The organism is Stenotrophomonas rhizophila, assembly GCF_003651185.1.
Taxonomy (GTDB): domain Bacteria; phylum Pseudomonadota; class Gammaproteobacteria; order Xanthomonadales; family Xanthomonadaceae; genus Stenotrophomonas; species Stenotrophomonas maltophilia_Z.
In genome coordinates this window covers 1,066,522-1,088,032 of record NZ_RCDC01000004.1, presented here as the reverse complement: position 1 = coordinate 1,088,032, position 21,511 = coordinate 1,066,522, and the positions used below count along the sequence as shown (strand labels likewise).

At 68.3% G+C, this 21,511-nt stretch carries 21 protein-coding genes; 5 read left to right on the top strand and 16 right to left on the bottom strand.

The genetic code is table 11. The features are described from left to right. Positions 1–27: 27 nt before the first annotated feature. Together cydB and BCL79_RS04905 are read right to left on the bottom strand one after the other, a co-directional pair. Positions 28–1,182 (bottom strand): cytochrome d ubiquinol oxidase subunit II, encoded by a 1,155-nt coding sequence (gene cydB / locus BCL79_RS04910; RefSeq protein WP_121038151.1) that lies wholly within the window; start codon positions 1,180–1,182, stop codon positions 28–30. A 15-nt stretch (positions 1,183–1,197) separates the two neighbouring features. Continuing rightward, positions 1,198–2,787, bottom strand: coding sequence for a cytochrome ubiquinol oxidase subunit I (locus BCL79_RS04905; protein WP_121038148.1), 1,590 nt, complete (start codon positions 2,785–2,787; stop codon positions 1,198–1,200). A 227-nt stretch (positions 2,788–3,014) separates the two neighbouring features. Here BCL79_RS04905 and cydD point away from each other — a divergent pair, with 227 nt between their 5' ends. Further along, positions 3,015–4,745, top strand: a complete 1,731-nt coding sequence (gene cydD / locus BCL79_RS04900) for a thiol reductant ABC exporter subunit CydD (RefSeq protein ID WP_121038145.1) — start codon at positions 3,015–3,017, stop codon at positions 4,743–4,745. After that, entirely contained in the window at positions 4,742–6,415 is a 1,674-nt protein-coding gene (gene cydC / locus BCL79_RS04895) for a thiol reductant ABC exporter subunit CydC (protein WP_121038142.1), read from the top strand. The genes cydD and cydC overlap by 4 nt, the downstream gene beginning before the upstream one ends. Positions 6,416–6,467: 52 nt before the next feature. Here the strand turns inward: cydC and BCL79_RS04890 are convergent, their stop codons facing one another. From BCL79_RS04890 to ccmA, 11 genes are all read right to left on the bottom strand, one after another. After that, entirely contained in the window at positions 6,468–7,082 is a 615-nt protein-coding gene (locus tag BCL79_RS04890; protein ID WP_121038139.1) for a DUF1294 domain-containing protein, read from the bottom strand. An 8-nt stretch (positions 7,083–7,090) separates the two neighbouring features. After that, positions 7,091–8,203, bottom strand: coding sequence for a homoserine O-acetyltransferase MetX (gene metX / locus BCL79_RS04885; protein WP_121038136.1), 1,113 nt, complete (start codon positions 8,201–8,203; stop codon positions 7,091–7,093). A 73-nt stretch (positions 8,204–8,276) separates the two neighbouring features. Continuing rightward, positions 8,277–9,293, bottom strand: a complete 1,017-nt coding sequence (locus BCL79_RS04880) for a tetratricopeptide repeat protein (protein ID WP_121041138.1) — start codon at positions 9,291–9,293, stop codon at positions 8,277–8,279. Then, on the bottom strand, positions 9,287–9,688 hold the full coding sequence (locus BCL79_RS04875; RefSeq protein ID WP_121041136.1) for a cytochrome c-type biogenesis protein: 402 nt from the start codon (positions 9,686–9,688) through the stop codon (positions 9,287–9,289). The genes BCL79_RS04880 and BCL79_RS04875 overlap by 7 nt, the downstream gene beginning before the upstream one ends. Positions 9,689–9,737: 49 nt before the next feature. Next, positions 9,738–10,343: a DsbE family thiol:disulfide interchange protein gene (locus tag BCL79_RS04870; RefSeq protein WP_121038133.1), complete on the bottom strand. Its 606-nt coding sequence runs from the start codon at positions 10,341–10,343 to the stop codon at positions 9,738–9,740. Positions 10,344–10,352: 9 nt separating this feature from the next. Further along, positions 10,353–12,266 (bottom strand): heme lyase CcmF/NrfE family subunit, encoded by a 1,914-nt coding sequence (locus tag BCL79_RS04865; RefSeq protein ID WP_121038130.1) that lies wholly within the window; start codon positions 12,264–12,266, stop codon positions 10,353–10,355. After that, entirely contained in the window at positions 12,267–12,728 is a 462-nt protein-coding gene (gene ccmE, locus BCL79_RS04860; protein ID WP_121038127.1) for a cytochrome c maturation protein CcmE, read from the bottom strand. It lies immediately after the preceding gene. Continuing rightward, positions 12,725–12,910 (bottom strand): heme exporter protein CcmD, encoded by a 186-nt coding sequence (gene ccmD / locus BCL79_RS04855; RefSeq protein WP_019182865.1) that lies wholly within the window; start codon positions 12,908–12,910, stop codon positions 12,725–12,727. Before ccmD ends, ccmE begins: the two co-directional genes overlap by 4 nt. Then, a complete protein-coding gene (gene ccmC, locus BCL79_RS04850; RefSeq protein WP_121038124.1) occupies positions 12,907–13,671 on the bottom strand; it encodes a heme ABC transporter permease CcmC in 765 nt (254 codons plus the stop codon). The genes ccmD and ccmC overlap by 4 nt, the downstream gene beginning before the upstream one ends. 123 nt (positions 13,672–13,794) lie before the next feature. Continuing rightward, a complete protein-coding gene (gene ccmB / locus BCL79_RS04845; protein WP_121038121.1) occupies positions 13,795–14,490 on the bottom strand; it encodes a heme exporter protein CcmB in 696 nt (231 codons plus the stop codon). Further along, positions 14,487–15,116 (bottom strand): heme ABC exporter ATP-binding protein CcmA, encoded by a 630-nt coding sequence (ccmA, locus tag BCL79_RS04840; RefSeq protein ID WP_088434712.1) that lies wholly within the window; start codon positions 15,114–15,116, stop codon positions 14,487–14,489. The genes ccmB and ccmA overlap by 4 nt, the downstream gene beginning before the upstream one ends. A 102-nt stretch (positions 15,117–15,218) precedes the next feature. Here ccmA and BCL79_RS04835 point away from each other — a divergent pair, with 102 nt between their 5' ends. The 3 genes from BCL79_RS04835 to BCL79_RS04825 all read left to right on the top strand — a co-directional run bounded on the left by BCL79_RS04835 (position 15,219) and on the right by BCL79_RS04825 (position 17,717). Then, complete coding sequence (locus BCL79_RS04835) at positions 15,219–16,367, top strand: pyridoxal phosphate-dependent aminotransferase (protein WP_121038118.1); 1,149 nt, start codon at positions 15,219–15,221, stop codon at positions 16,365–16,367. A 17-nt stretch (positions 16,368–16,384) separates the two neighbouring features. Beyond that, entirely contained in the window at positions 16,385–17,191 is an 807-nt protein-coding gene (locus BCL79_RS04830) for an amidohydrolase (protein WP_121041134.1), read from the top strand. 100 nt (positions 17,192–17,291) lie between these two features. Next, positions 17,292–17,717: a hypothetical protein gene (locus BCL79_RS04825; RefSeq protein ID WP_121038115.1), complete on the top strand. Its 426-nt coding sequence runs from the start codon at positions 17,292–17,294 to the stop codon at positions 17,715–17,717. Between the two features lie 58 nt (positions 17,718–17,775). Here the strand turns inward: BCL79_RS04825 and BCL79_RS04820 are convergent, their stop codons facing one another. Genes BCL79_RS04820 through BCL79_RS04810 form a run of 3 tightly spaced genes read right to left on the bottom strand, consistent with a single transcriptional unit; the run spans position 17,776 to position 21,496 of the window. Continuing rightward, positions 17,776–19,578, bottom strand: a complete 1,803-nt coding sequence (locus BCL79_RS04820) for a pseudouridine synthase (protein WP_121038112.1) — start codon at positions 19,576–19,578, stop codon at positions 17,776–17,778. Continuing rightward, on the bottom strand, positions 19,571–20,572 hold the full coding sequence (scpB, locus tag BCL79_RS04815; protein WP_121038109.1) for an SMC-Scp complex subunit ScpB: 1,002 nt from the start codon (positions 20,570–20,572) through the stop codon (positions 19,571–19,573). The genes BCL79_RS04820 and scpB overlap by 8 nt, the downstream gene beginning before the upstream one ends. A gap of 15 nt (positions 20,573–20,587) precedes the next feature. After that, on the bottom strand, positions 20,588–21,496 hold the full coding sequence (locus tag BCL79_RS04810; RefSeq protein ID WP_121038105.1) for a segregation and condensation protein A: 909 nt from the start codon (positions 21,494–21,496) through the stop codon (positions 20,588–20,590). Between the last annotated feature and the right edge of the window lie 15 nt (positions 21,497–21,511).

Sequence of the window (21,511 nt, the reverse complement as noted above, 5' to 3'; positions counted from 1 at the left end):
AAGTCTCCTATGGCGCCGTGGGGCGCGTCAGTAAGCGTTGGGGTTGTCGCCCATCTCTTCGGCCGTGGTCTTGCCCTTCATCACGCGGTAGACCCAGGAGGTGTAGGCGATGATGATCGGCAGGAAGATGGCCGTGGCGATCAGCATGATCCCCAGGGTCAGGTGGCTGGAGGAGCTGTCCCAGACGGTCAGGCTGGAGCCCGGCTGACTGGAGGAGGGCAGCAGGAACGGGAAAATCGCAAAACCGACGGTCAGGATGATGCCGGCGATCGACGCCCCCGAGGCAAGGAACGCCAGGCCACCACGGCGGGCCCGCAGCAGTACCGCGCTGGCCAGCGCACCCACCAGCCCGAGGATCGGGGCCAGCAGGGTCAGCGGCATGCTCTGGTAGTTGCGCAGCCAGCCACCGGCCACCGCACCGACGGCCGCGGTCTTGAGCAGCGGGTTGGTCGGGCCATCGGTCACCACCTGCGAGGTGATCTGGTAGCCCGGCAGGCCGAAGGCCACCCAGACGCCGGCCAGGGCGAACAGCACGAAGGTCAGCACCGCCGCGACGCTGCCGTAGCGGGCCGAGCGCTCGGCCACCGGGCCATCGGTCTTGAGCACCAGCATCGCGGCACCGTGCGAGACCACCATCGCCACGCTGACCAACCCCGCCACCAGCGCGAACGGGTTGAGCAGGCCGATCAGGGTGCCGGTGTAGAAGATGCGCATGCTGTCATCGAAGTGGAACGGCACGCCGACCAGCACATTGCCCACCGCCACGCCGGCGATCAGTGCCGGCAGCAGGCCGCCGACGAACAGCGCACGGTCCCAGTTCTCGCGCCAGCGCTTGCCGGGCATCTTGCTGCGGTACTTGAAGGCGACCGGGCGCAGGATCAGCCCGAACAGCATCAGGAACACCGCCAGGTAGAAGCCGGAGAAGCTGACCGCGTACAGCGGCGGCCAGGCGGCGAAGATCGCACCGCCACCGAGCACCAGCCACACCTGGTTGCCTTCCCATACCGGGCCGACGGTGTTGATCACCAGCCGGCGTTCGTCATCGGTCCTGGCCACGAACGGCAGCAACGTGCCAACGCCGAGGTCGAAACCGTCCATCACCGCCCAGGCGATCAGCAGGATGCCGAGCAGCAGCCACCAGATCACGCGGAGCGTGGTGTAATCGAGTCCAATGAATTCCATCTGGGTTCTCCTGCCTTACGCCCGACCGTGGGTCGGCGCAGCGGCATTGGGGGAAAGGGACGTGGCTGCAGCCTGCAGCGACGGCAGGATGTCGTCCGGGCCCTTGCGGATCGCCTTGAGCATCAGCTTCACTTCGATGATCAACAGCACCGTGTACAGCGCGGTGAACACGGCCAGCGTGGTCAGGATTTCATGCAGGGCCAGGCCCGAGGCGGCGTAGAAGGTCGGCAGCACGCCGTCCACCGCCCACGGCTGGCGACCGTACTCGGCCACGAACCAACCGCATTCGATCGCGATCCACGGCGCCGGCAGCGACCACAGGGCAAGCTTGAGGAACCAGCGCTTGTCCTGGAAGTTGTGGCGGCACGAGTAGTAGAAGGCCAGTGCGAAGAAGGCGATCAGGTAGAAGCCCAGCCCGGCCATGATGCGGAAGGTCCAGAACAGCGGGGCGACCCGCGGCACGGTATCCATCGCGGCCTTGGAGATTTCTTCCGGGGTGGCGTTGAGGATGTCCTCGCGATAGCGCTTGAGCAGCAGGCCGTGGCCCAGATCCTGCCAATGGCGGTCGAACATCTCGCGCGCTTCGACGTCGTTCTTGTCCTTGCGCACGCGCTCCAGCGCACCGTAGGCCAGCTGGCCGCCGCGGATGCGGTTCTCGGCGCGTTCCACCAGCTCCAGGATGCCCGGGATCGGCTGGTCCAGCGAACGGGTGGCGATCAGGCCCATCAGGTAAGGGATCTTGATCGCGTAATCGTTCTGCTGGGTGGTCTGGTTCGGAATGCCGAAGGCGGTGAAGTCGGCCGGCGCACGCTCGGTTTCCCACATCGCTTCGATCGCGGCCAGCTTCATCTTCTGGTGTTCGCTGGCGGCATAGCCGCTTTCGTCACCCAGCACCACCACCGACAGCGAGGACAGCAGGCCGAAGGCGGCCGCCACCGCGAAGGAGCGGCGTGCCATGTCCTTGTGCTTGTTGCGCAGCAGGAACAGGGCGCTGATCGACATCACGAACACCGCACCGGTCACGTAGCCGGCGCTGACCGTGTGCACGAACTTGGCCTGGGCCACCGGGTTGAACAGCACGGCGGCGAAATCCACCACCTCCATGCGCATCGTTTCCGGGTTGAAGATCGCGCCGGTCGGGTTCTGCATCCAGCCGTTGGCGATCAGGATCCACACCGCCGAGAGGTTGGTGCCCAGGGCCATCAGCCAGGTCACGGTGAGGTGCTTGACCGGGCTCAGGCGCTTCCAGCCGAAGAAGAACAGACCGATGAAGGTCGCTTCCAGGAAGAACGCCATCAGGCCTTCGATCGCCAGCGGTGCGCCGAAGATATCGCCGACGTAATGGCTGTAATACGACCAGTTCATGCCGAACTGGAATTCCATCACGATGCCGGTGGCGACGCCGATGGCGAAGTTGATGCCGAACAACGTGCCCCAGAACAGCGTCATCTGGCGCCAGACCTGTTTGCGGGTCATGACGTAGACGCTCTCCATGATGGCCACCATGAAGGACAGGCCAAGCGTGAGGGGAACGAAAAGGAAGTGGTACATCGCGGTCAGAGCGAATTGCAGCCGCGACAGTTCTACGACTGTCTGATCAATCATGGCCTGGCTACCTCGTTGGGTTTTGCCGTTTCAGGTGGCGGGAAGGGGGGTCTACGGGGTGAATTCTGTGACCAGCAACTTCAAACAGCCTTGATTCAGATCAATGTACAAACGCACTCGCACGGGGATCGTAGGCCATCCCGCCCCTGCGACCGCTGGCCGCACGGGGGCGGGGCCAGCACCTACTACAATCGACGGAACCTCCCTGTGGCCGCCAGTGACTTGTTTTGAGCATACCCCCCGACGCGACCATTGTTGAGACAACCGCCCTGCGCCGCCGTCGCCTGCACTGGCTGGGTGGGCTGGCGGCGGCCGCCCGCGGCAAGCAGCGCTTGGCGGCGATCTGCATCTGCCTGTCCGGCGCCCTGCTGATCGGGCAGGCGGCCGCCATCGCCTGGTTGATCCAGGCGGTGCTGGTCGATCACCGCCCCCTGGCCGACGCCACGCCCGTGCTGCTGGGCTTGCTGGCGGTGCTGGGCATCCGCACCCTGTTGGGGAGTGCGACCCAGGCGGCGGCCGGTGAGGTCGCCGATGCGGCGCGGCTGGCGCTGCGTGAACGGGTTTATCAGCGGCTGCTGGGGCGCGGGCCCCTGTGGCTGCGCCAGCAACGCACCGGCGAACTCGGCGAACTGATGCTCGCCCATGCCGATGCGATCGAGAATTATTACGCCGGTTACCAGCCGGTCCGCATCGAAGTGGTGGTGGTTCCGCTGCTGATCGCCATCGCCGTGGCCTGGACCGATTGGGTGATCGCGCTGATTCTCTTGTTCACCGCGCCGCTGGTGCCGTTCTTCATGATGCTGGTCGGTTGGGGCGCTGAAGCCGCCGGCCGCGCGCAGCTGGGCGAACTGGCGCGGATGAGCGGCCACTTCGCTGATCGCATCAAGGGGCTCGGCCTGCTGCGCCTGTACGGGCGGGGCGAGGCCGAGCTGGACGGTGTGGCCACGGCGGCCGAAGGCGTGCGTGAGCGCACCTTGAAAGTGCTGCGGATCGCCTTCCTCTCTTCGACAGTGCTGGAGTTCTTCGCGTCGGTCAGCGTGGCGATGGTCGCGTTGTATCTGGGCCTGAGCTATCTCGGCCTGATGTCGTTGCATGCGCAGGTGCCGACGCTGGGCGTGGGCATGTTCTGCCTGCTGCTGGCACCGGAGTTCTATGCACCGCTGCGGCGCTTGGCCGCGCACTACCACGATCGCGCCAACGCCCTGGCCGCGGCGGCCGAAGTGGAGCGTCTGCTTGGCGAGTTGCCGGACGCACCCGTGGCCGAGGAGGCATCGCCGGCCACCGCACGTGCTCCGGAACTGCTGGAACAGCACGCGCCGCCGGTGGTGGTACGCGGGGTGAGCCTGCGACCACTGGGTGCGCATCACGATGTGGTGCAGCAGCTCTCGTTCCAGATCGAGCCGGGGCAGCGCGTGGCGCTGGTCGGCCCCAGCGGCAGTGGCAAGAGCACGTTGCTGGAAGCGCTGGCCGGCTGGTTGCCCCCGCGCGAGGGCAGCATCGTGCTGCGCCCCGGGTTGGACGTGGGCTACGCCGGGCAGCGCCCCTATCTGTTCCACGGCACGATCGCCGACAACCTGCGCCTGGCCGCACCCGGCGCGACCGATGCGCACCTGCGCGCCGTGGCCGAGGCCGCCCAGGTAATGCGGTTTGCCGCCGCACTCCCACAGGGGCTGGACACCGTGATCGGTGAGCGCGGCTTCGGATTGTCCGGTGGCGAAGCGCGCCGCATCGGCCTGGCCCGGCTGCTGCTGCGCGATCCACAGCTGCTGCTGCTCGACGAGCCGACCGCTTTCCTCGATCCCGATACCGAAGCCGATCTGCTGCGTACCCTGGCCGCCTTCGCGCGTGGGCGCAGCGTGGTGATCGCCACCCACAGCGAGACCGCGATGCGCTGGGCCGATACCCGCCTGACCTTGACCGCCGGCGGCGCGCGCCTGGCCTCGGAGGTAACGCCATGAAGGCGGCGCACATCGATTCGCTGAAGGGTGTGTTCGCCCGGCACCGCGGCCGCCTGCTGCTGACTGTGCTGCTGCTGTGGACGACGATGCTGGCTGGCACCGCGCTGCTCGGGTTGTCCGGTGGTTTCCTCACTGCCGCCGCCCTGGCCGGCGCGGCCGGGCTCGGCAACGGCTTCAACTTCTTCTCGCCCTCGGCGGGCATCCGCGGGCTGACCATGGCGCGCATCGTGTCGCGCTACTTCGAAAAACTGGTCGGCCACGATGTCACCCTGCGCATCGCACGCGATCTGCGCGTGTGGTTCTTCCGTCGCGCGCTGCCACTCGCACCGGCGCGCTTGGCCGGTGTACGCACCGGTGAACTGCTGGCGCGGCTGATGTCGGACATCGGCGAGGTCGATGGCCTGTTGGTGCGCGCGATCGGCCCGCTGCTGGCGCTGGGCGGCGTCTCGCTGGTCGCGGTGGTGTCGGCCGGCATCATCTATCTGCCGGCGGCCGGTCTGCTGGCGGTGCTCGCCTTGCTGATCGGGGTGGGCGTGCCGTGGCTGACCGTGCGTGGCGCGGCCGACCAGGAGCGCGACCGCGCGCTGCACCGTGCGCAGCTGCGTACCCAATCCTTCGAAGGGCTGGAAGGCGCGGCCGATCTTGCTGCGCTGCAGGCGCGCGAGCATTGGAACCAGCGCGTGCTGGTGGCAGCCAAACAGCTGAAGTCGCGTGACAAACGTCGCCGCTGGCGCTTGATCAGTGGCAATGCGCTGCATGGTCTGTGTGGCGCGGGTGGCTTGGTGGCGATGCTGTGGCTGGCCCTGCATGCGTTCGAGCGTGGCAGCGTGGATGCCGCGCTGGCGGCGGCACTGGTGTTTCTGACCGTCGCACTGCTGGAGCTGTGGGCCGGGATCGGGCTGGCCTGGCAATCGTGGTTGTCCGGCCGCGTCGCCGCGGTGCGGCTGGAGGCGATCGTGGATCAGGCGCCGGGCGTGGTCGAGCCCGACGCGCCGCTGGCCGTGCCATCCGTGCCCGCAACGCTGCGATTCGATCACGTGGTGTTCCGTTGGCCCGGCCAGGCGCGCGTGTTGCTGGACCATGTGCAACTGGAACTCGCACCGGGCGAACGGATCGCGATCCGCGGTGACAGCGGCAGTGGCAAGACCACGCTGTCCTCGCTGCTGCTGCGACTATGGGATCCGGAGGCCGGCAGCGTGCGTTACGGCGATGCGGATATCCGCAGTGTCGCGCAGGCCGACTGGCACCGTCAGATCGCCTGGCTCCCGCAGAACGCGCCGGTGTTCGCTGGCACCGTGGCGGACAACCTGCGGCTCGGCGATGCACAGGCCAGCGATGCACGACTGTGGCAGGTACTGGCGGAGGTCCGTCTGCACGCGTGGGCCGAGCAGATCGGTGGGTTGGCGGCGTGGGTGGGCGAGAACGGCGCGACCATGTCAGCCGGGCAGGCACGGCGCCTGGCGCTGGCGCGCGCGCTGCTGCGTGACGCACCGATCCTGTTGCTGGATGAGCCCACCGAAGGCCTGGATGTGGATACCGCGCATGCGCTGCTGCAGGACATGGTGGCGGCGCTGGGCAACCGCAGTCTGTTGATGATCACCCACGACGAACTGCCGGAGGGCATCGTGCATCGCAGCTATCGTTTGCGGGATGGGCGGTTGGAAGGGTAGCGGCGAGGGCGATCCGCACGCAGCGTGTAAAGCATCCACGCATGGCGTGGATCTACCCTGGGATGCTGCCGTTGTGGATCAGCCAGCCCAGCGCCGTTATGTTGATCACTACCGCCACCCAGAACACTCGCTGGAAGGAGGCCTTGCGGTTCTTGTGGCGCAGCACGGCCTGCGCCATCAACGCACCCGGCCAACCGCCCAGCAGGGCCAGGCCCTGCAGCGTGCTTTCCGGTGTGCGCTGGCGATCATTCCGGGCGGCGGATTTGTCATGCCAATACCAGAGGTATGTCACCACGCTCAGGGCGAGGTAGGCACCCGGTACCCACGTCGGCCAGTGCTGCCACATCGCCACGGCAATGAGGCCTGCGAGGAACACCAGCGCGATGGCCGTACGTGGCAATCGATCCGGCCCCGCACCCCGCACCGCAGCGCGTGCAGCAGGGCGGCCCCCATCGCGGTCCAGCGCAAACCGCACCGCGCCCGCGTTGCGGCGCCCCTGCGCATCGGTCTGAATGTCATAGGTGATTACATCGCCCAGTACCGGGCGTCGATCGCGTGCCGAGAATGCGCGGATATGTACGAAGCATCGCTCGCCGCCGCCATTGGGGTGCACGAAGCCGAATCCGCGCGCCTCGTTCCACTCGCTGATCTTTCCTTGAAGGCGCATGGGTAAACTCAGAGTGAAGACAGGAAACCGCTGACCGCCGGCCCGAACCGCGCGACATCCACCAGGAACGCATCGTGCCCCTGCGGCGAATCCAGCCCGATGAACTGCGCATCGGCACCGCCGGCGCGCAGGCCCTCGGCGATCTGCTGTTGCTGCTGCACCGGGAACAGGATGTCGGTGTTGGCGCCGATCGCCAGTGCCTTGCCCACCCGGATGCGGGCCAGCCCCGCCATCACGTCGCCGTCGGCGTATTCGGCCAGGTCGAACCAGTCCATCGAGCGGCTCAGGTACAGATAGCAGTTGGGATCGAAGAAGCGCACGAAACGGCGGGCATGGCCTTCCAGGTAGCTTTCGACCTGGAACTCCAGGCCGAACGGATCGTCATCGGCCTGGTCCGAATCCAACCGTACGCGGCCGAAGCGGCCATCCCATTCCAGCGCGGAGCGATAGGTGATCACGCCGAGCTTGCGGGCCATGCGCATGCCCGATTCCGGGTAGGCCTGGTCGGTATAGCGCCCGCCATTCCACTGCGGATCAAGCCGGATCGCCTCGCGTTGCAGCGAGCGGATCGCGATGGAGAACGGCAGCGCCTGGGCACTGCCGGAAATATTGATATGGCTGCGCGCGAGGCCCGGGTGCAGCATCAGCAGGGCCAACGCGGTCATCCCGCCCATCGAGTTGCCGATCACGCAGGCCAGCTCGGTCACGCCCAAGGCGCGCACCACCTCCACCGCCGCCCGCGCGCCATCTTCGATGGACAGTTCGGGGAAGCGCAGGCCATACAGTTCGCCCGTCGCCGGATCGAGACTGGCCGGCCCGGTGGAGCCTTTGCAGCTGCCCAGCGAGTTCACGCAGATCACGAACCAGCGGTCGGTATCGATCGGCTTGCCTGGGCCAACCATCGCCTCCCACCAGCCGGCGGCCGGGTTGTCGGCGTTGGCCGCGGCATGCGCATCGGGCGAGAGCCCGGTGACGATCAATACTGCATTGCCGGCATCGGCCGCGAGCGTGCCCCAGGTTTCGTAGGCAACGTGCGCACCGCGCAGTTCACCGCCGCGCTTGAACGCGAACGGCGAGGGCAGGGCGTGATAACGGGTGCCGGGGGGAATGAATTCAGTCATGCGCGCAGTTTAGCCGGGCGCCGCGATGGCGCCGTAGTGGTGAGCGGCACGCTGCGTCGCGGCCGCGCATCGGTCATGGGCGATCAAACACCAGGGGCACCGGCCCGGCATGCGGCAGACGCACCCGTACCGGCGTGGTTTCCAGATCGTCCGGCTGGCGGTTGGCCTGGCCCGAACGCGACAGCCGCGCAATGACCTCAACCTCCTGCACCTGCGAGAGCGTGCTGGTCGGCATCGGGCTGTCGCCATCGCCAAGGGTGACCAGCAGCGGCACCTGGCTGGCCGGATGCTTCTGCACCGCGATCGGCATCGGCGGGCCATCGGGTGCGCGCGCGATCACGAACACGCTCGCGTTGGCCAACGCGGGATCCAACGTGGTTCCGGGTGCGAACCGGACCTGCACCGTGAGGGCGTGGTTGCCCGCCGCCGCAGGGACGGAGGTTCCGGTCATGGGCGGCAGCCCGGCAGTGCCGCGGGCGATGGCGATCTGCTCGCGCAACGCGCGCGCCGCGCCCGGCTCCAGGCGTGGCAGAAGCGCTTCCCAGGCGGCCGCCGCTTCGGCGTCCTGCCCGCGCTGGCGCAGGGCAATGCCGATCAGCCAGCCGGCGCGTTCGCTCTCCGGCGCGAGTGCGTTGGCGTGACGCAGCCATTGCAGGGCCTGGTCATCGAATTGTTTGCCCGGCGCGGCCTGTGCGCGCGCCTGCGCCGCTTCGACCAGCACGCCGGGGTCGTCCGGGGCGAGTTGCACCGCGCGGTCAAACGCGGCCGTGGCCTCGGCCAGCTTGCCCAGGGCCAGCTGCGAGCGGCCAAGCAGAGCCCAGCCATCGGCGCGCTGCGGGTCTTTCGCCAGCGCCTGTTGCAGCGCCTGCACGCCATCCTCCAGCGTGGCAGGCTCGTCGCTGGCCGCCGTCCGCTCGGCGGCATCCGGCGTGCCGACCAGCAGGTACAGCGCGCCACCGGCCAACCCAAGGGCCAGCATCGCGATCACGAAGGGGCGGCGTTGGCCGCCTGCACGCAGCGGCCACAGCACGCGTGCCGCCACGGCAGCGGCGACGACCGCGGCACTCAGGGCCATCCAAAGGCTCACCAGCGCTCCTCGCTCTTGTCCATCGGTTCGATCCCGCGGCTGCGACGGCGCACCACCCAGACCAGCACGCCCGCGCCGAGCAGCAGCGCCACCGGCGGCCCGAACCAGAGCAGCGCATTGCGTGCTTCCATCGGCGGCCGGTACAGCACGAACTCGCCATAGCGATCGACCAGGAACTGCTTGATCTGCGCATCGCTGTTGCCCTGCTGCATCAGCACCAGCACTTCGCGGCGCAGGTCGTGCGCGATCTGCGCATTGGAATCGGCCAGCGACTGGTTCTGGCACTGCACGCAGCGCAGCTCGGCGGCCAGCGCGTGGAAGCGGGCTTCCTCGGCGGCATCGCGGTACTGCAACGGAGTCGGGTCGGAGACGGCCTGCGCCATCACCGGCGAGGCCATGGCGAGCGACAGCGCGAGCAGCGCCGCGCCGGGCCCGTGGATCCTGCGCTTACGGCGAGGCGGGCAGCTGCGGCTGGGCATTGGCACGCTCCACCTTTTCCAGTTCCGGGATCAGCTGGGTATCGATCACGCGCTGGCTGAGCGCGCCACTGTACTTCCAGCGCACCACGCCACTGGCATCGACCAGGAAGGTCTCCGGCGCGGCGGTGACGCCCCAGTCGATCGCGGTGCGGCCTTCGATGTCGCTCAGCACCAGCACGAACGGATTGCCCAGCTGTTCCAGCCAGCGCAGGGCATCGGCCGGCTCGTCCTTCCAGTTGTAGCCGATCACGCGCACGCGCTTGGTTTCGGCGAACCTGGTCAGGATCGGGTGTTCATCGCGGCAGGCCGCGCACCAGCTGCCCCACACGTTGAGCACGTAGGGGGCGCCGCGCAGTTCAGCGCTGCTGACCTTGATGTGCGGGTCGTGCAGCACCGGCAGCTCGAAGGCCGGTGCGGGCTTGCCGATCAGTGCCGAGGGCAGGACATCGCGGTCCGGCGCGCCGGATTTCATCACCCCGTAGATCATCAGCCCCAGCAGCCCGAAGAAGAACAGCACCCCGATGACGATGGCCACGGGCGGCAGCGGGCGGGAGGCGGGGCGGGGATCGGACACGGGAAACTCCTAGGGACGACGGAAACGACGATCGGCGGCGGTGACGAAGCCACCCAGTGCCATCAGCAGCGCGCCCAGCCAGACCCAGCGGACGAACGGTTTGATGTGCACGCGCACGGCCCATGCATTGTTGCCCAGCGATTCGCCGAGTGCCACGTAAACATCGCCGTTGAGGCGGGCGTGGATGCCGGCCTCGGTCATCACCTGCCCGCCACTGGCGTACAGGCGTTTTTCCGGATGCAGCAGCGCCAACTGGCGGTCGTGCTGGAACACGCGCAGGTGGCCGCGATCGGCGACGTAGTTCGGGCCTTGCTGATGGTCCACGCCTTCGAAGCGCACTTCGTAGGTGCCGACCACCAGCGACTGCCCGGGGGCGAGCGCGACTTCGCGCTGCACGTTCAACGCTTCCACCAGCAGTGCGCCGGCCAGGAACACGGCCACGCCGCCATGGGCCAGCAGCATGCCGATCATCTCGGCAGTGAACCTGCCGTTGCCGCGCAGGCGGGTCCACACGAAGCGCCCGGTACCGAACGCGACCCAGGCCGCACCGGTCACGCCGGCAGCGGTCTTCAACGCGCCCTGCGGTGCCATGAAGTACGCGATCACGCCCAGCAGCAGCGCCAGCCCGGCCCACGGTGCCAGCATCGCCAACCGCCGCGAGGCCTGGTCGCGCTGCCAGTTGACCAGCGGCCCGAACGGCAGCAGCGCCACCAGCGGCGCCATCAACACCACGAACAGCGTGCCGAAGTAGGGCGGCCCGACCGAGACCTTGCCCAGGCCCAACGCATCGGCCAGCAGCGGATACAGCGTGCCGAGCAGGACCATGCCGCAGGCGGCGGCCAGCAGCAGGTTGTTGGCCAGCAGCAGGGTCTCGCGCGAGGTCGGCAGGAAGCCGCGGCGCGGATCCTCGCTGGTCAGCGCGCCAGCCCGCAGCGCGTACAGCAGCAGCGCGCCGCCGATCACCAGCGCCAGGAAGATCAGGATGAAGGTGCCGCGCGAGGGATCGGCCGCGAACGAGTGCACGCTGGTCAGCACGCCCGAGCGCACCAGGAAGGTGCCGAGCAGCGACAGTGCGAACGCGGCGATGGCCAGCAGCAGCGTCCAGCTGGCGAAGCTGCCGCGTTTCTCGGTAACCGCCTGCGAATGAATCAGTGCCGCACCGGCCAGCCACGGCATGAAGCTGGCGTTCTCGACCGGATCCCAGAACCACCAGCCGCCCCAGCCCAGTTCGTAATACGCCCACCAGCTGCCCAGTGCGATGCCGATGGTCAGAAAGCCCCAGGCCACATTGGTCCACGGCCGGGTCCAGCGCAGCCAGCGCGCATCCACGCGCCCTTCCAGCAGCGCGGCGATCGCGAACGCGAACGGCACCGCGAAGCCCACGTACCCGATGTACAGCATCGGCGGGTGGATGATCAGCCCGGGATCCTGCAGCAGCGGATTGAGGTCGCGTCCTTCCAGCGGCGCCGGGAGCAGCCGCGCGAACGGGTTGGAGGTGAAGATCAGGAAGGCGAGAAAGCCGATGCTGATGATGCCAAGCACGCCCAGTACGCGGGCGGACACCTCGGCCGGCAGGCGTTTGGACCACAGCGCGACGGCGCCGCACCACAGCGCCAGCACCAGCGCCCACAGCAGCAGGGAGCCTTCATGCGCGCCCCACACCGCCGAGTAGCGGTAGGCCAGTGGCAGCAGCGAGTTGGAATTCTCCGCCACATAGCGCACCGAGAAATCCTGGGTGACGAACGCCGCTGTCAGCACGCCGAACGCCCCAAGCAGCAGCGCCAGCTGCGCGTAGGCCGCCGGTCGCGCCACCGCCATCCACGCGGCGCGGCCACGATGGGCGCCCCACAGCGGCAGTACGGTCTGCAGCACGGCCATCAACAGTGCGGTGACCAGCAGGATCTGCCCCAGTTCCGGCAGCACTCAGTACGTCTCCGGCGCCGGCACGGGCACATCGTGTTTGATATGCGCCTGCCCCATCTTGTCGGCCACTTCCTTGGGCATGTAGGTCTCGTCGTGCTTGGCCAGCACTTCTTCGGCAACGAAACGGCCGTCCTGCAGGCGCCCGGTGGCGACCACGGCAGTGCCTTCGGCGAACAGGTCCGGGAGGATCCGCGAGGTGATCACCGGCAGGGTCGCGTCACCATCGGTGACCACGAAGTGCGCATCCAGCGAACCGGGCGCGCGCTGCAGCGACCCTTTGACCACCATGCCGCCCAGGCGGAACCGGGCGTGATCGCCGGCATCGCCGCGCAGCACTTCGGAGGGGGTATAGAGGTAGGCGATATTGCGCTGCAGGGCCATCGCGACCAGCGCGGTCGCCAGGCCGGAGGCGAGCACCAGCAGCATCACCCAGAGCAGGCGACGACGCCGGACCGGATTCATCGGGTCAGCTCCGGCGCCAGCGGCGGTGCGCTGCCTGCTGCAGTGCGGGCCTGCTGGCGCTGCTGGCGGCGCGCGGCCAGGCGGCGCGCCCAGCGCAGGCGCAGCCAGGAGCCGATGGCATCGCTGCCGAGTACCAGCACGAACACCGCGTAGGCGGCGATCACATAAGGCAGATGGGTCACGGGCGGCTGTCCTCCAGCGGGGCACGGGTGCCAGCGGCGACCCAGGCCTTGCCGGCCTCGCGCAGCAGGTTGTCGGCGCGGGCCTTGGCCAGCAGCGAGCCGGCGAACCACAGCTTGGTGCCGATCACCATCAGCCACAGTGGCAGTGCCATGCTGGCATCCAGCGTGGACGCGCCGAACAGGCGGATGGTCTGGCCCTGGTGCAGGCTGCCCCACCATTCCACGGAATAGCGGATCACCGGGAGCAGGCTCACCCCGACGATGGCCAGCAGGCCCGCTGCGCGCGCGGCGCTGCGGCGGTCCTCGATGGCGTGGTACAGGCCGATCACGCCCAGGTACAGGAACAGCAGGATCAGCTCGGTGGTCATGCGCGGGTCCCAGTCCCACCATGTGCCCCAGGTCGGCTTGCCCCAGATGCTGCCGGTGAGCAGGGTGATCAGGGTGAAGCCAGCGCCGAGCGGGGCACAGGCCATTGCCAGGATTTCGCAGGTCTTGATCCGCCAGATCAGCGCGATCGCCGCGTACAGCGCCATCAGCGCGAACACGAACAGGCTCATCCACGCGCTCGGCACGTGGATGTAGAGAATCCGGAAGCTGTCCAGCTGCTTGGAATCGGCCGGCACCACGGCCAGCGCCTGCCAGATGCCGACCAGCAGCACCGGCACCGCCGCCAGGTAGAACACCCGCGACCAGCGCGCGGCAAAGCGGTCGAAGGTGGGCGGCGAACCGAGTTGGTGGAACCAGCGGACGATCGGGTGCATGCGGCAGTGGCTATCCAACGAAGGGCGACGATGGAACGGACGTGGAGTGGCTCGGTAACGGATGACGCGGAGGCAGGTGACGCTCACAACGCAGCGCACGCCACCGACAGTACGCCATACCGCTCAACTCAGCGAGATGCGGATCGCCGCGGCCGTCGCCAGCGGGGCCAGCACCAACGCCACCACCAGCCCGGCGCCCAGCATCAGCAGCGCGCCGATCGGGTCCTGGCCGCGGGCGACCGCCGCCACACTGCCCGCGCCGAACACCAGCACCGGCACATACAGCGGCAGGGCCAGCAGCGCCACGAGAATACCAGAGCGCCGGATGCCGACCGTCAGCGCGGCGACCACCCCGCCGATCAGGCTCAGCAGCGGCGTTCCCAGCAGCAACGATGCCAGCAACATCGGCAGCTGGTCATGCGGCAGATGCAGCATTTCCGCCAGCAGCGGCGACATCACGATCAGCGGCAGGGCGGTGGTGAGCCAGTGCACCAGCACCCTCACCAGCACCAGCCAGGCCAGCGGCACCGGGGCCAGCAGCCATTGCTCCAGCGAGCCATCTTCGGCGTCGCTGCGGAACAGTGAATCCAGGGCCAGTTGGCCGGCCAGCAGCACCGCCAGCCACATCACGGCGGCGGCGACGCGTGCCATCGCCTCGGGGTCGCGGCCCAGTGCCAATGCGAACAGCACCACCACCAGCAACGCGAACAGCAAGGGCTGCAACGCATCGCCGCGGCGGCGCCAGAGCAGGCGCATGTCGCGGCCGACCAGCGCCCGTGCGGTCTGCCACAGACCCGGTTCGGTACCCGGGGCGATCATGCCGCCGCTCCCAGGGTCAGCAGGCGCGTACGCACCGGTGGCGCGGCATACGCGCCGTGGGTGGTGACCAGGGCGGCACCGCCGCTGCGCAGGTGCGCGGAAATCATGCGGTTCACCAGGTTGATGCCGTCCAGATCGAGATTGGCGTACGGCTCGTCAAGCAGCCATAGCGGCGCGGGCGAGAGCCAGATGCGGGCCAGTGCCAGGCGGCGCTTCTGCCCGGCCGACAGCTGCCGCACCAAGGTGTCCTCATAGCCGGCCAGGCCGACGATCGCCAGCGCGTTGCCGGGCATCTGGCGGGCGCGGCGGCCGTGCAGCCCGCACAGGAAATGCAGGTTCTCCAGCGTGTCCAGGTCCGGCTTCAGCGCGGGCAGGTGGCTCAGGTAGGCCACGTAGTTGGCGCGCTCCTTGTGCCCGGCGCGCTTGCCATCGATCTCGACCTGGCCGCTGCCGGCGCGCAGCAGGCCGGCCAGCACCCGCAGCAGGGTGGTCTTGCCGGCGCCGTTGTCGCCCTGCACCAGCAGGGCTTCGCCGGCATCCACGTGCAGGTCCAGCGGGCCGAAGACGGGTTCGTCGTTGCGACTGAAGCCAAGGCCATGCGCGGCCAGCAACGGAGGGGCGTTCAAGGGGCGGGATCTTTGCACCGGAATGGGCCGCCATTGTATCGGGGGAACGGGCGGGATGATTTGCGTACACTGGGAGTTCTCCCGGTTCTTTCCCTGCTGCCGATGCAACCGCAAACCAAGCTGCCCAAGGTGGGCACCACCATCTTCACCGTGATGTCCCAGCTCGCCGCCGAACACGGCGCGGTCAACCTTGGCCAGGGGTTCCCGGATTTCTCCGCACCGCAGCGGCTGATCGATGAAACCATCGCCGCGATGCAGGGCGGACTCAACCAGTACCCGCCGATGACCGGCGTGGCGCCGCTGCGCCAGGCCATCGCGCAGAAGTCGCTGGATCTGTACGGCGCCCAGGTGGATCCGGATACCGAGATCACCGTCACCAGTGGCGCCACCGAGGCGATCTTCAACGCCATCCACGCCGTGGTCCGCCCCGGCGAGGAAGTGATCGTGCTTGATCCGGCCTACGACTGCTACGAGCCGGCGATCGACCTGGCCGGCGCGCGGGCCGTGCACGTGCCGCTGGACCCGCAGACCTTCGCGGTCGACTGGGACCGCGTGCGTGCCGCGATCACCCCGCGCACCCGCCTGCTGATGGTCAACACGCCGCACAACCCGTCCGGCGCGATGCTGACCGCCGAGGACATGCAGGCGCTGGCCGATGTGCTGCGCGGTACCGATATCTATCTGATTTCCGATGAGGTGTACGAGCACATCATCTACGACGGTCGTCGCCACGAATCCTCGCTGCGCCATCCGGAACTGCGCGCGCGCGCGTTCGTCATTTCCAGCTTCGGCAAGACCTACCACTGCACCGGCTGGAAGATCGGTTATGCCATCGCGCCGCCGGCGATGACCGCCGAGTTCCGCAAAGTGCACCAGTACAACACCTTCACCAGCTTCGGCCCGGCCCAATACGGTTTCGCTGCCATGATCCGCGATGAGCCCGAGCACCATCTGGAGCTGGGCGCGTTCTACCAGGCCAAGCGCGACCGCTTCCGCGAGCAGCTGCTGACCACGCGCCTGACACCCCTGTCGGTGCCGGGCGGCTACTTCCAGCTGGTGGATTACTCGGCCGTCAGCGATCTGCCAGACCACGAATTCGTGAAATGGCTGACCATCGAGCAGGGCGTGGCGGCGATCCCGCTGTCGCCGTTCTATGAGACCGCCCCGGCCGGCCAGCGCCTGGTCCGCCTGTGCTTTGCCAAGAACGACGCCACGATGGACGCGGCGATCGAACGCCTGCGGGCCCTGTGATGAGTGCCGTGACCGGGCTGCAGGATCTGCGCATTTCCCTGATCCAGGGCGACACCCGCTGGCACGACCCGGCGGGCAATCGCGCGCATTACGGTGCGCTGCTGGCGCCGCTGGCCGGGCGGACCGATCTGGTGATCCTGCCGGAGACCTTCACCAGTGGCTTCTCCAACGAGGCCATCGACAAGGCCGAGGGCATGGACGGCCCCACCGTCGCCTGGATCCGCGAGCAGGCTGTGCGGCTGGGCGCGGCGGTCACCGGCAGCGTGCAGCTGCGGGTGGGCGAGGGCGTCTACAACCGCTTGCTGTGGGCCACGCCGGAGGGCGAGCTTGAGTACTACGACAAGCGCCACCTGTTCCGTTACGGCGGCGAGCACGAACGCTATGCCGCTGGCCGCGAGCGCCTGTGCGTGGAATGGAAAAGCTGGCGGATCAATCCGCAGGTCTGCTACGACCTGCGTTTCCCGGTGTTCTGCCGCAACCGCTACAACGTCGAGCGCGCCGACCAGCTGGATTTCGATCTGCAGATTTTCGTGGCCAACTGGCCGTCGGCCCGCGCCTATGCCTGGAAGACGCTGCTGCGCGCGCGCGCGATCGAGAACCTCTGCTATGTGGCGGCGGTCAACCGGATCGGTGTGGACGGCAACGAACTGCATTACGCCGGCGACAGTGCCGTGATCGATTTCCTCGGCCAGCCGCAGGTGGAAGTACACGAGCGCGAGCAGGTGGTCACCACCACGATCTCGGCGGCGGCACTGGCCGCGCACCGTGCGCGCTTCCCGGCGATGCTCGATGCGGACAGCTTCAGCCTGCAGGAACGCAGTTGATGGCTGAACGGATGCCGGAGGCGCGCGATACGCATCATCCGCGCCACACGCGCGCGCTGCTAGATTCGGCTCGTTACCCCTTCAGTACGAGCGGACCTGCATGAAGAAGTTCTCCCTGGCATTGATCGCACTGGCTGGCATCCCGGCCGCACAGGCCGCCGGCAACATTGATTGCGAGCTGCACTACACCCTGGCCGGCTGGTCGGTGCTGTACAAGACCGCCTCGGGGACCGGCACCATCCAGTGCGACAACGGCACCCGCATCCCGGTCAAGATCACCGCCAAGGGCGGCGGCCTCACCGTGGGCAAGTCGAAGATCGTCGACGGCAAGGGCAAGTTCTCCGGTGCCTACTCGGTCAACGACCTGATCGGTTCCTATGCGGCCGTTGAAGCGCACGCCGGCGCGGACAAATCCAGCAATGCGCAGGTGATGACCAAGGGCGATGTATCGCTGGCCCTGGCCGGGACCGGCAAGGGCTGGGATCTGGGCATTGGGGTGGGGCGCTTCACCATCGAACGCCGTTGAGGGTGAGTTGACCCAACAAAAAACCCCGGCCGAAGCCGGGGTTTTTTTGTGTCACTGATCAGCCGCCGCGCGGGCCGCCACCACGGTGACCGCCGCCACCCGGGCCGCGGTTGCCGCCGGGGCGACCGCCCGGGCCGCCGGGACCACGAGCACCGGGGCCACCCGGGCCACGGTTGCCGCCCGGACCACCCGGACCACGGTTGCCACCGGGACCGCCGGGGCCGCGCGCACTGGCGCCACCCGGGCCGCGTGCGCCGGGACCACCCGGGCCACGGTTGCCACCCGGACCACCCGGACCGCGGTTACCCGCCGGACGCGCGCTGCCGTACGGGCTGGCGCCCGGATTGGCGTGATCGGACGGGAAGCTCGGGGCATTGCCCGGATGACCGTACGGATGGCGGGAAGGACCCTGGCCACCCTGGGCACCGCGGTTGCCACCGCCACCCGGACCGGCCGGACGGCCTTGGCCACCGTAGCCGCCACGGCTTTCGCCACCGCCGGCGTAACCGCCACGACCTTCAGCACCGCCGCCGTAGCTGCCGCGCCCCGGGCCGCCTGCGCCACCCGGACCCTTCGGCTTGCCATACGGACGGCCCTGGCCACCGGCACCTGCGCCGGCGCCCGGACCACGCGCGCCGGGACCACGGGCAGCGCCCGGGCCGGCATTGCGGTGGCCGCTCGGCCCGGTGCTGACACCGTCCGGCACGTACCAGCTGCGGAACGCCGCCGGGTTGCCTTCCGGAAGTGCCCGGTTGCCCTTGTCCGGGCGAGCCTTGAACGGGCGCTGCGACTGCTTGGCCGCTGCTTCGCCGCTGACCGTCAGGCCACCCTTGAAGCCGCCGCCCTTGCCGCCGCGGCCACGGCCGCGCTCTTCGCGCACGTTGTCGAAACGACGCAGTTCGCGGCCTTCATCGGCCGAGTTGTGGCCGTTGACGTAGGCGTTGCCACGGCCGCCGTCGCGCGAAACGCGCACGGTGGTCTTGGCGGCACGACGCTGACCGATCACCGGCTGCAGGGTCAGTGCCGACGGGGCACCTTCTTCCAGCTTCAGTTCGGCGCGCAGCGCTTCAACCTGCTTGGCCGGCAGTTCGACCGACTGGCCACGCAGCAGTTCGCGCGGCAGGCTGACCTTGCCGTAGCGCGTGCGCTTGAGGCGGCTGACCTGGCAGCCCTGGGATTCCCACAGGCGGCGCACTTCGCGGTTGCGGCCTTCCTTGACCACCACGCGGAACCAGTCGTGCGAATCGGTGCCGCCGATGCGTTCGATCTCGTCGAACTTGGCCGGGCCGTCTTCCAGCGCGACGCCACGGGCGAGGCGGTCAACGATGCTGTCGGGCACCTTCTCTTCGCCTTCCGGGGCGCGCACGCGCACCACGTACTCGCGCTCGACCTCGTAGGAGGGGTGCATCATCGCGTTGGCCAGCTCACCGTCGGTGGTCGCCAGCAGCAGGCCGGTGGTGTTGATGTCCAGGCGGCCGATCGCAATCCAGCGCGCGCCCTTCAGGGCAGGCAGCGCTTCGAACACGGTCGGGCGACCTTCGGGGTCTTCGCGCGTGGTCACTTCGCCTTCCGGCTTGTTGTAGGCCAGCACGCGGGACGTTTCAGTCAGCGCGGTGGCGACGAAGCCACGGCCGTCCAGCTCGACCTTGTCGCCGCTCTTGATCGACTGGCCGGTCTGCGCGACCTCGCCATTGACCTTGACCAGGCCATCGGCGATGCGCTGTTCCAGCGCGCGGCGCGAACCCAGGCCGGCCTGCGCCAGCACTTTGTGCAGGCGCTCTTCGAGCTTGGGCTGTTCGGAGGCGGATTCGCGCTTGAGCGAAAGCTTGTTCAACGATGGCTTGCGGGGGGTGTCACTCATTTACTTGGCTCCGGCCGGCAACGGATGCGTCGGCCTCTGGTTCGGGATCGGCTTCGTCAACAGCCACGGTCGTCTTCGCGACGGCGTTGTTTCCGGTTTCGTTCTGGGGCGCCGCGCGCTCTCCCGGCGCGGTATCGGGTTCGCCATCGCTGGCGGTCGTATCCGCGTCGTCGTCGGCAAGCGACAACGGCGCATGGGATGGGGTGTCGGTGGCGTCTGCAGCATCGGGCGCCTCGCTATTGTCCGGTTCTGCCAGTTGCTCCGCCAGTCGCGCCGAGGCCAGCGCCACGCGGGCTGCCAACCGGGCCGCTGCAGGGTCCACTGGGTCCGCCGGGTCCGCCGGTGCTGGAGTGGCGTCATCATTGGCCGCGTCCGTCTCCAGCTCGGCCTCCGGGGTCGCCGCGCCGGCGGGCAGGCGACCGGCCGGCTGGCCTTCGCTGTCCAGCGGCAGCTGCGGTTCCAGCTCGCCCAGGTCGCGCAACTCGGACAGCGGCGGCAGTTCGTCCAGGCGCTTGAGCCCGAAATAATCCAGGAAGCCCTTGGTGGTCCCGAACAGCGCCGGTTTGCCGGGCACGTCGCGGTGGCCGATCACGCGGATCCATTCGCGCTCTTCCAGGGCCTGGATGATGTTGCTGCTGACCGCCACACCGCGGACCTGTTCGATCTCGCCGCGGGTGATCGGCTGGCGGTAGGCGATCAATGCCAGCGTTTCCAGCGTGGCACGGGTGTAGCGGGTCTTGCGCTCCGTCCACAGCCGGGTGATGTAGCCATGCACTTCGCTGGTGACCTGGAAGCGGAAGCCGGAGGCCACCTCGACCAGCTCCACGCCGCGGTCCTGGCAGCCTTCGCGCAGCAGTTCCAGCGCGCGTTCGATGCTGCCCGGCGGTGCCGGTTCCTCTTCCGGGAACAGGCCCTGCAGCTGCGCCAGCGTCAACGGCTCACTGGCCGCCAGCAGGGCGCCTTCGACAATACGGTTGATCAGCGGTTGATCCATGCGTGGGTCGGGTGCTCAGTCGGATTCGTTGGCGGCGGCGTCGTTGTCGTCGAACTCGCTGTTGAATTGCAGCGGTTCGTTGGTGTTGCCGGCGGCCAGGGACTTGACGTAGATCGGCGCCAGCGGAGCTTCCTGGACGATGTCCAGCAGCTGTTCCTTGGCCAGTTCCAGCAGGGCCAGGAAGGTGACCAGCACCCCCAGCTTGCCTTCTTCGGCGGTGAACAGCGTTTCAAACCGGTAGAACCTGCCGTCTTCCAGACGACCCAGCACGTCGCCCATCCGCTGGCGCACGCTCAGTGCCTCGCGTTTGATCGCGTGGCCGGTGAACAGCTCGGCGCGCTTGAGCACGTCGTGCAGCGCCATCAGCATTTCCTTCAGATCCACCGGCGGCGGCAGCTTGACGGCCGCGCGGTCAGGGACGAAGGCGTGGACCACGGTGGTGTCGCGGTCCTGGCGGGGCAGGCTGTCGATGTCCTCGGCGGCCTGCTTGAAACGTTCGTACTCCTGCAGCCGGCGCACCAGCTCGGCGCGCGGATCGGCTTCCTCGCCCTCGATGCTGGGCGGCCGCGGCAACAGCATCCGCGACTTCACTTCGGCCAGGATCGCCGCCATCACCAGGTACTCGGCCGCCAGTTCGAAGCGCAGCTCCTGCATGACGTTGATGTACTCGACATACTGGCGGGTGATCTCGGCGACCGGGATATCCAGGATGTCCAGGTTCTGCCGGCGGATCAGGTACAGCAGCAGGTCCAGCGGACCCTCGAACGCATCCAGGATGACTTCCAGCGCGTCCGGCGGGATGTACAGGTCCTGCGGAATCTGCAGGACCGGCTGTCCATGCACCACGGCCAGCGGCATTTCCTGCTGCTGTGGGGCGGGCACTCGGATTGGCGGGTTCGCGTCGGGCGCGAGTTCGGCAGTCATCAAATAGACGTCAGT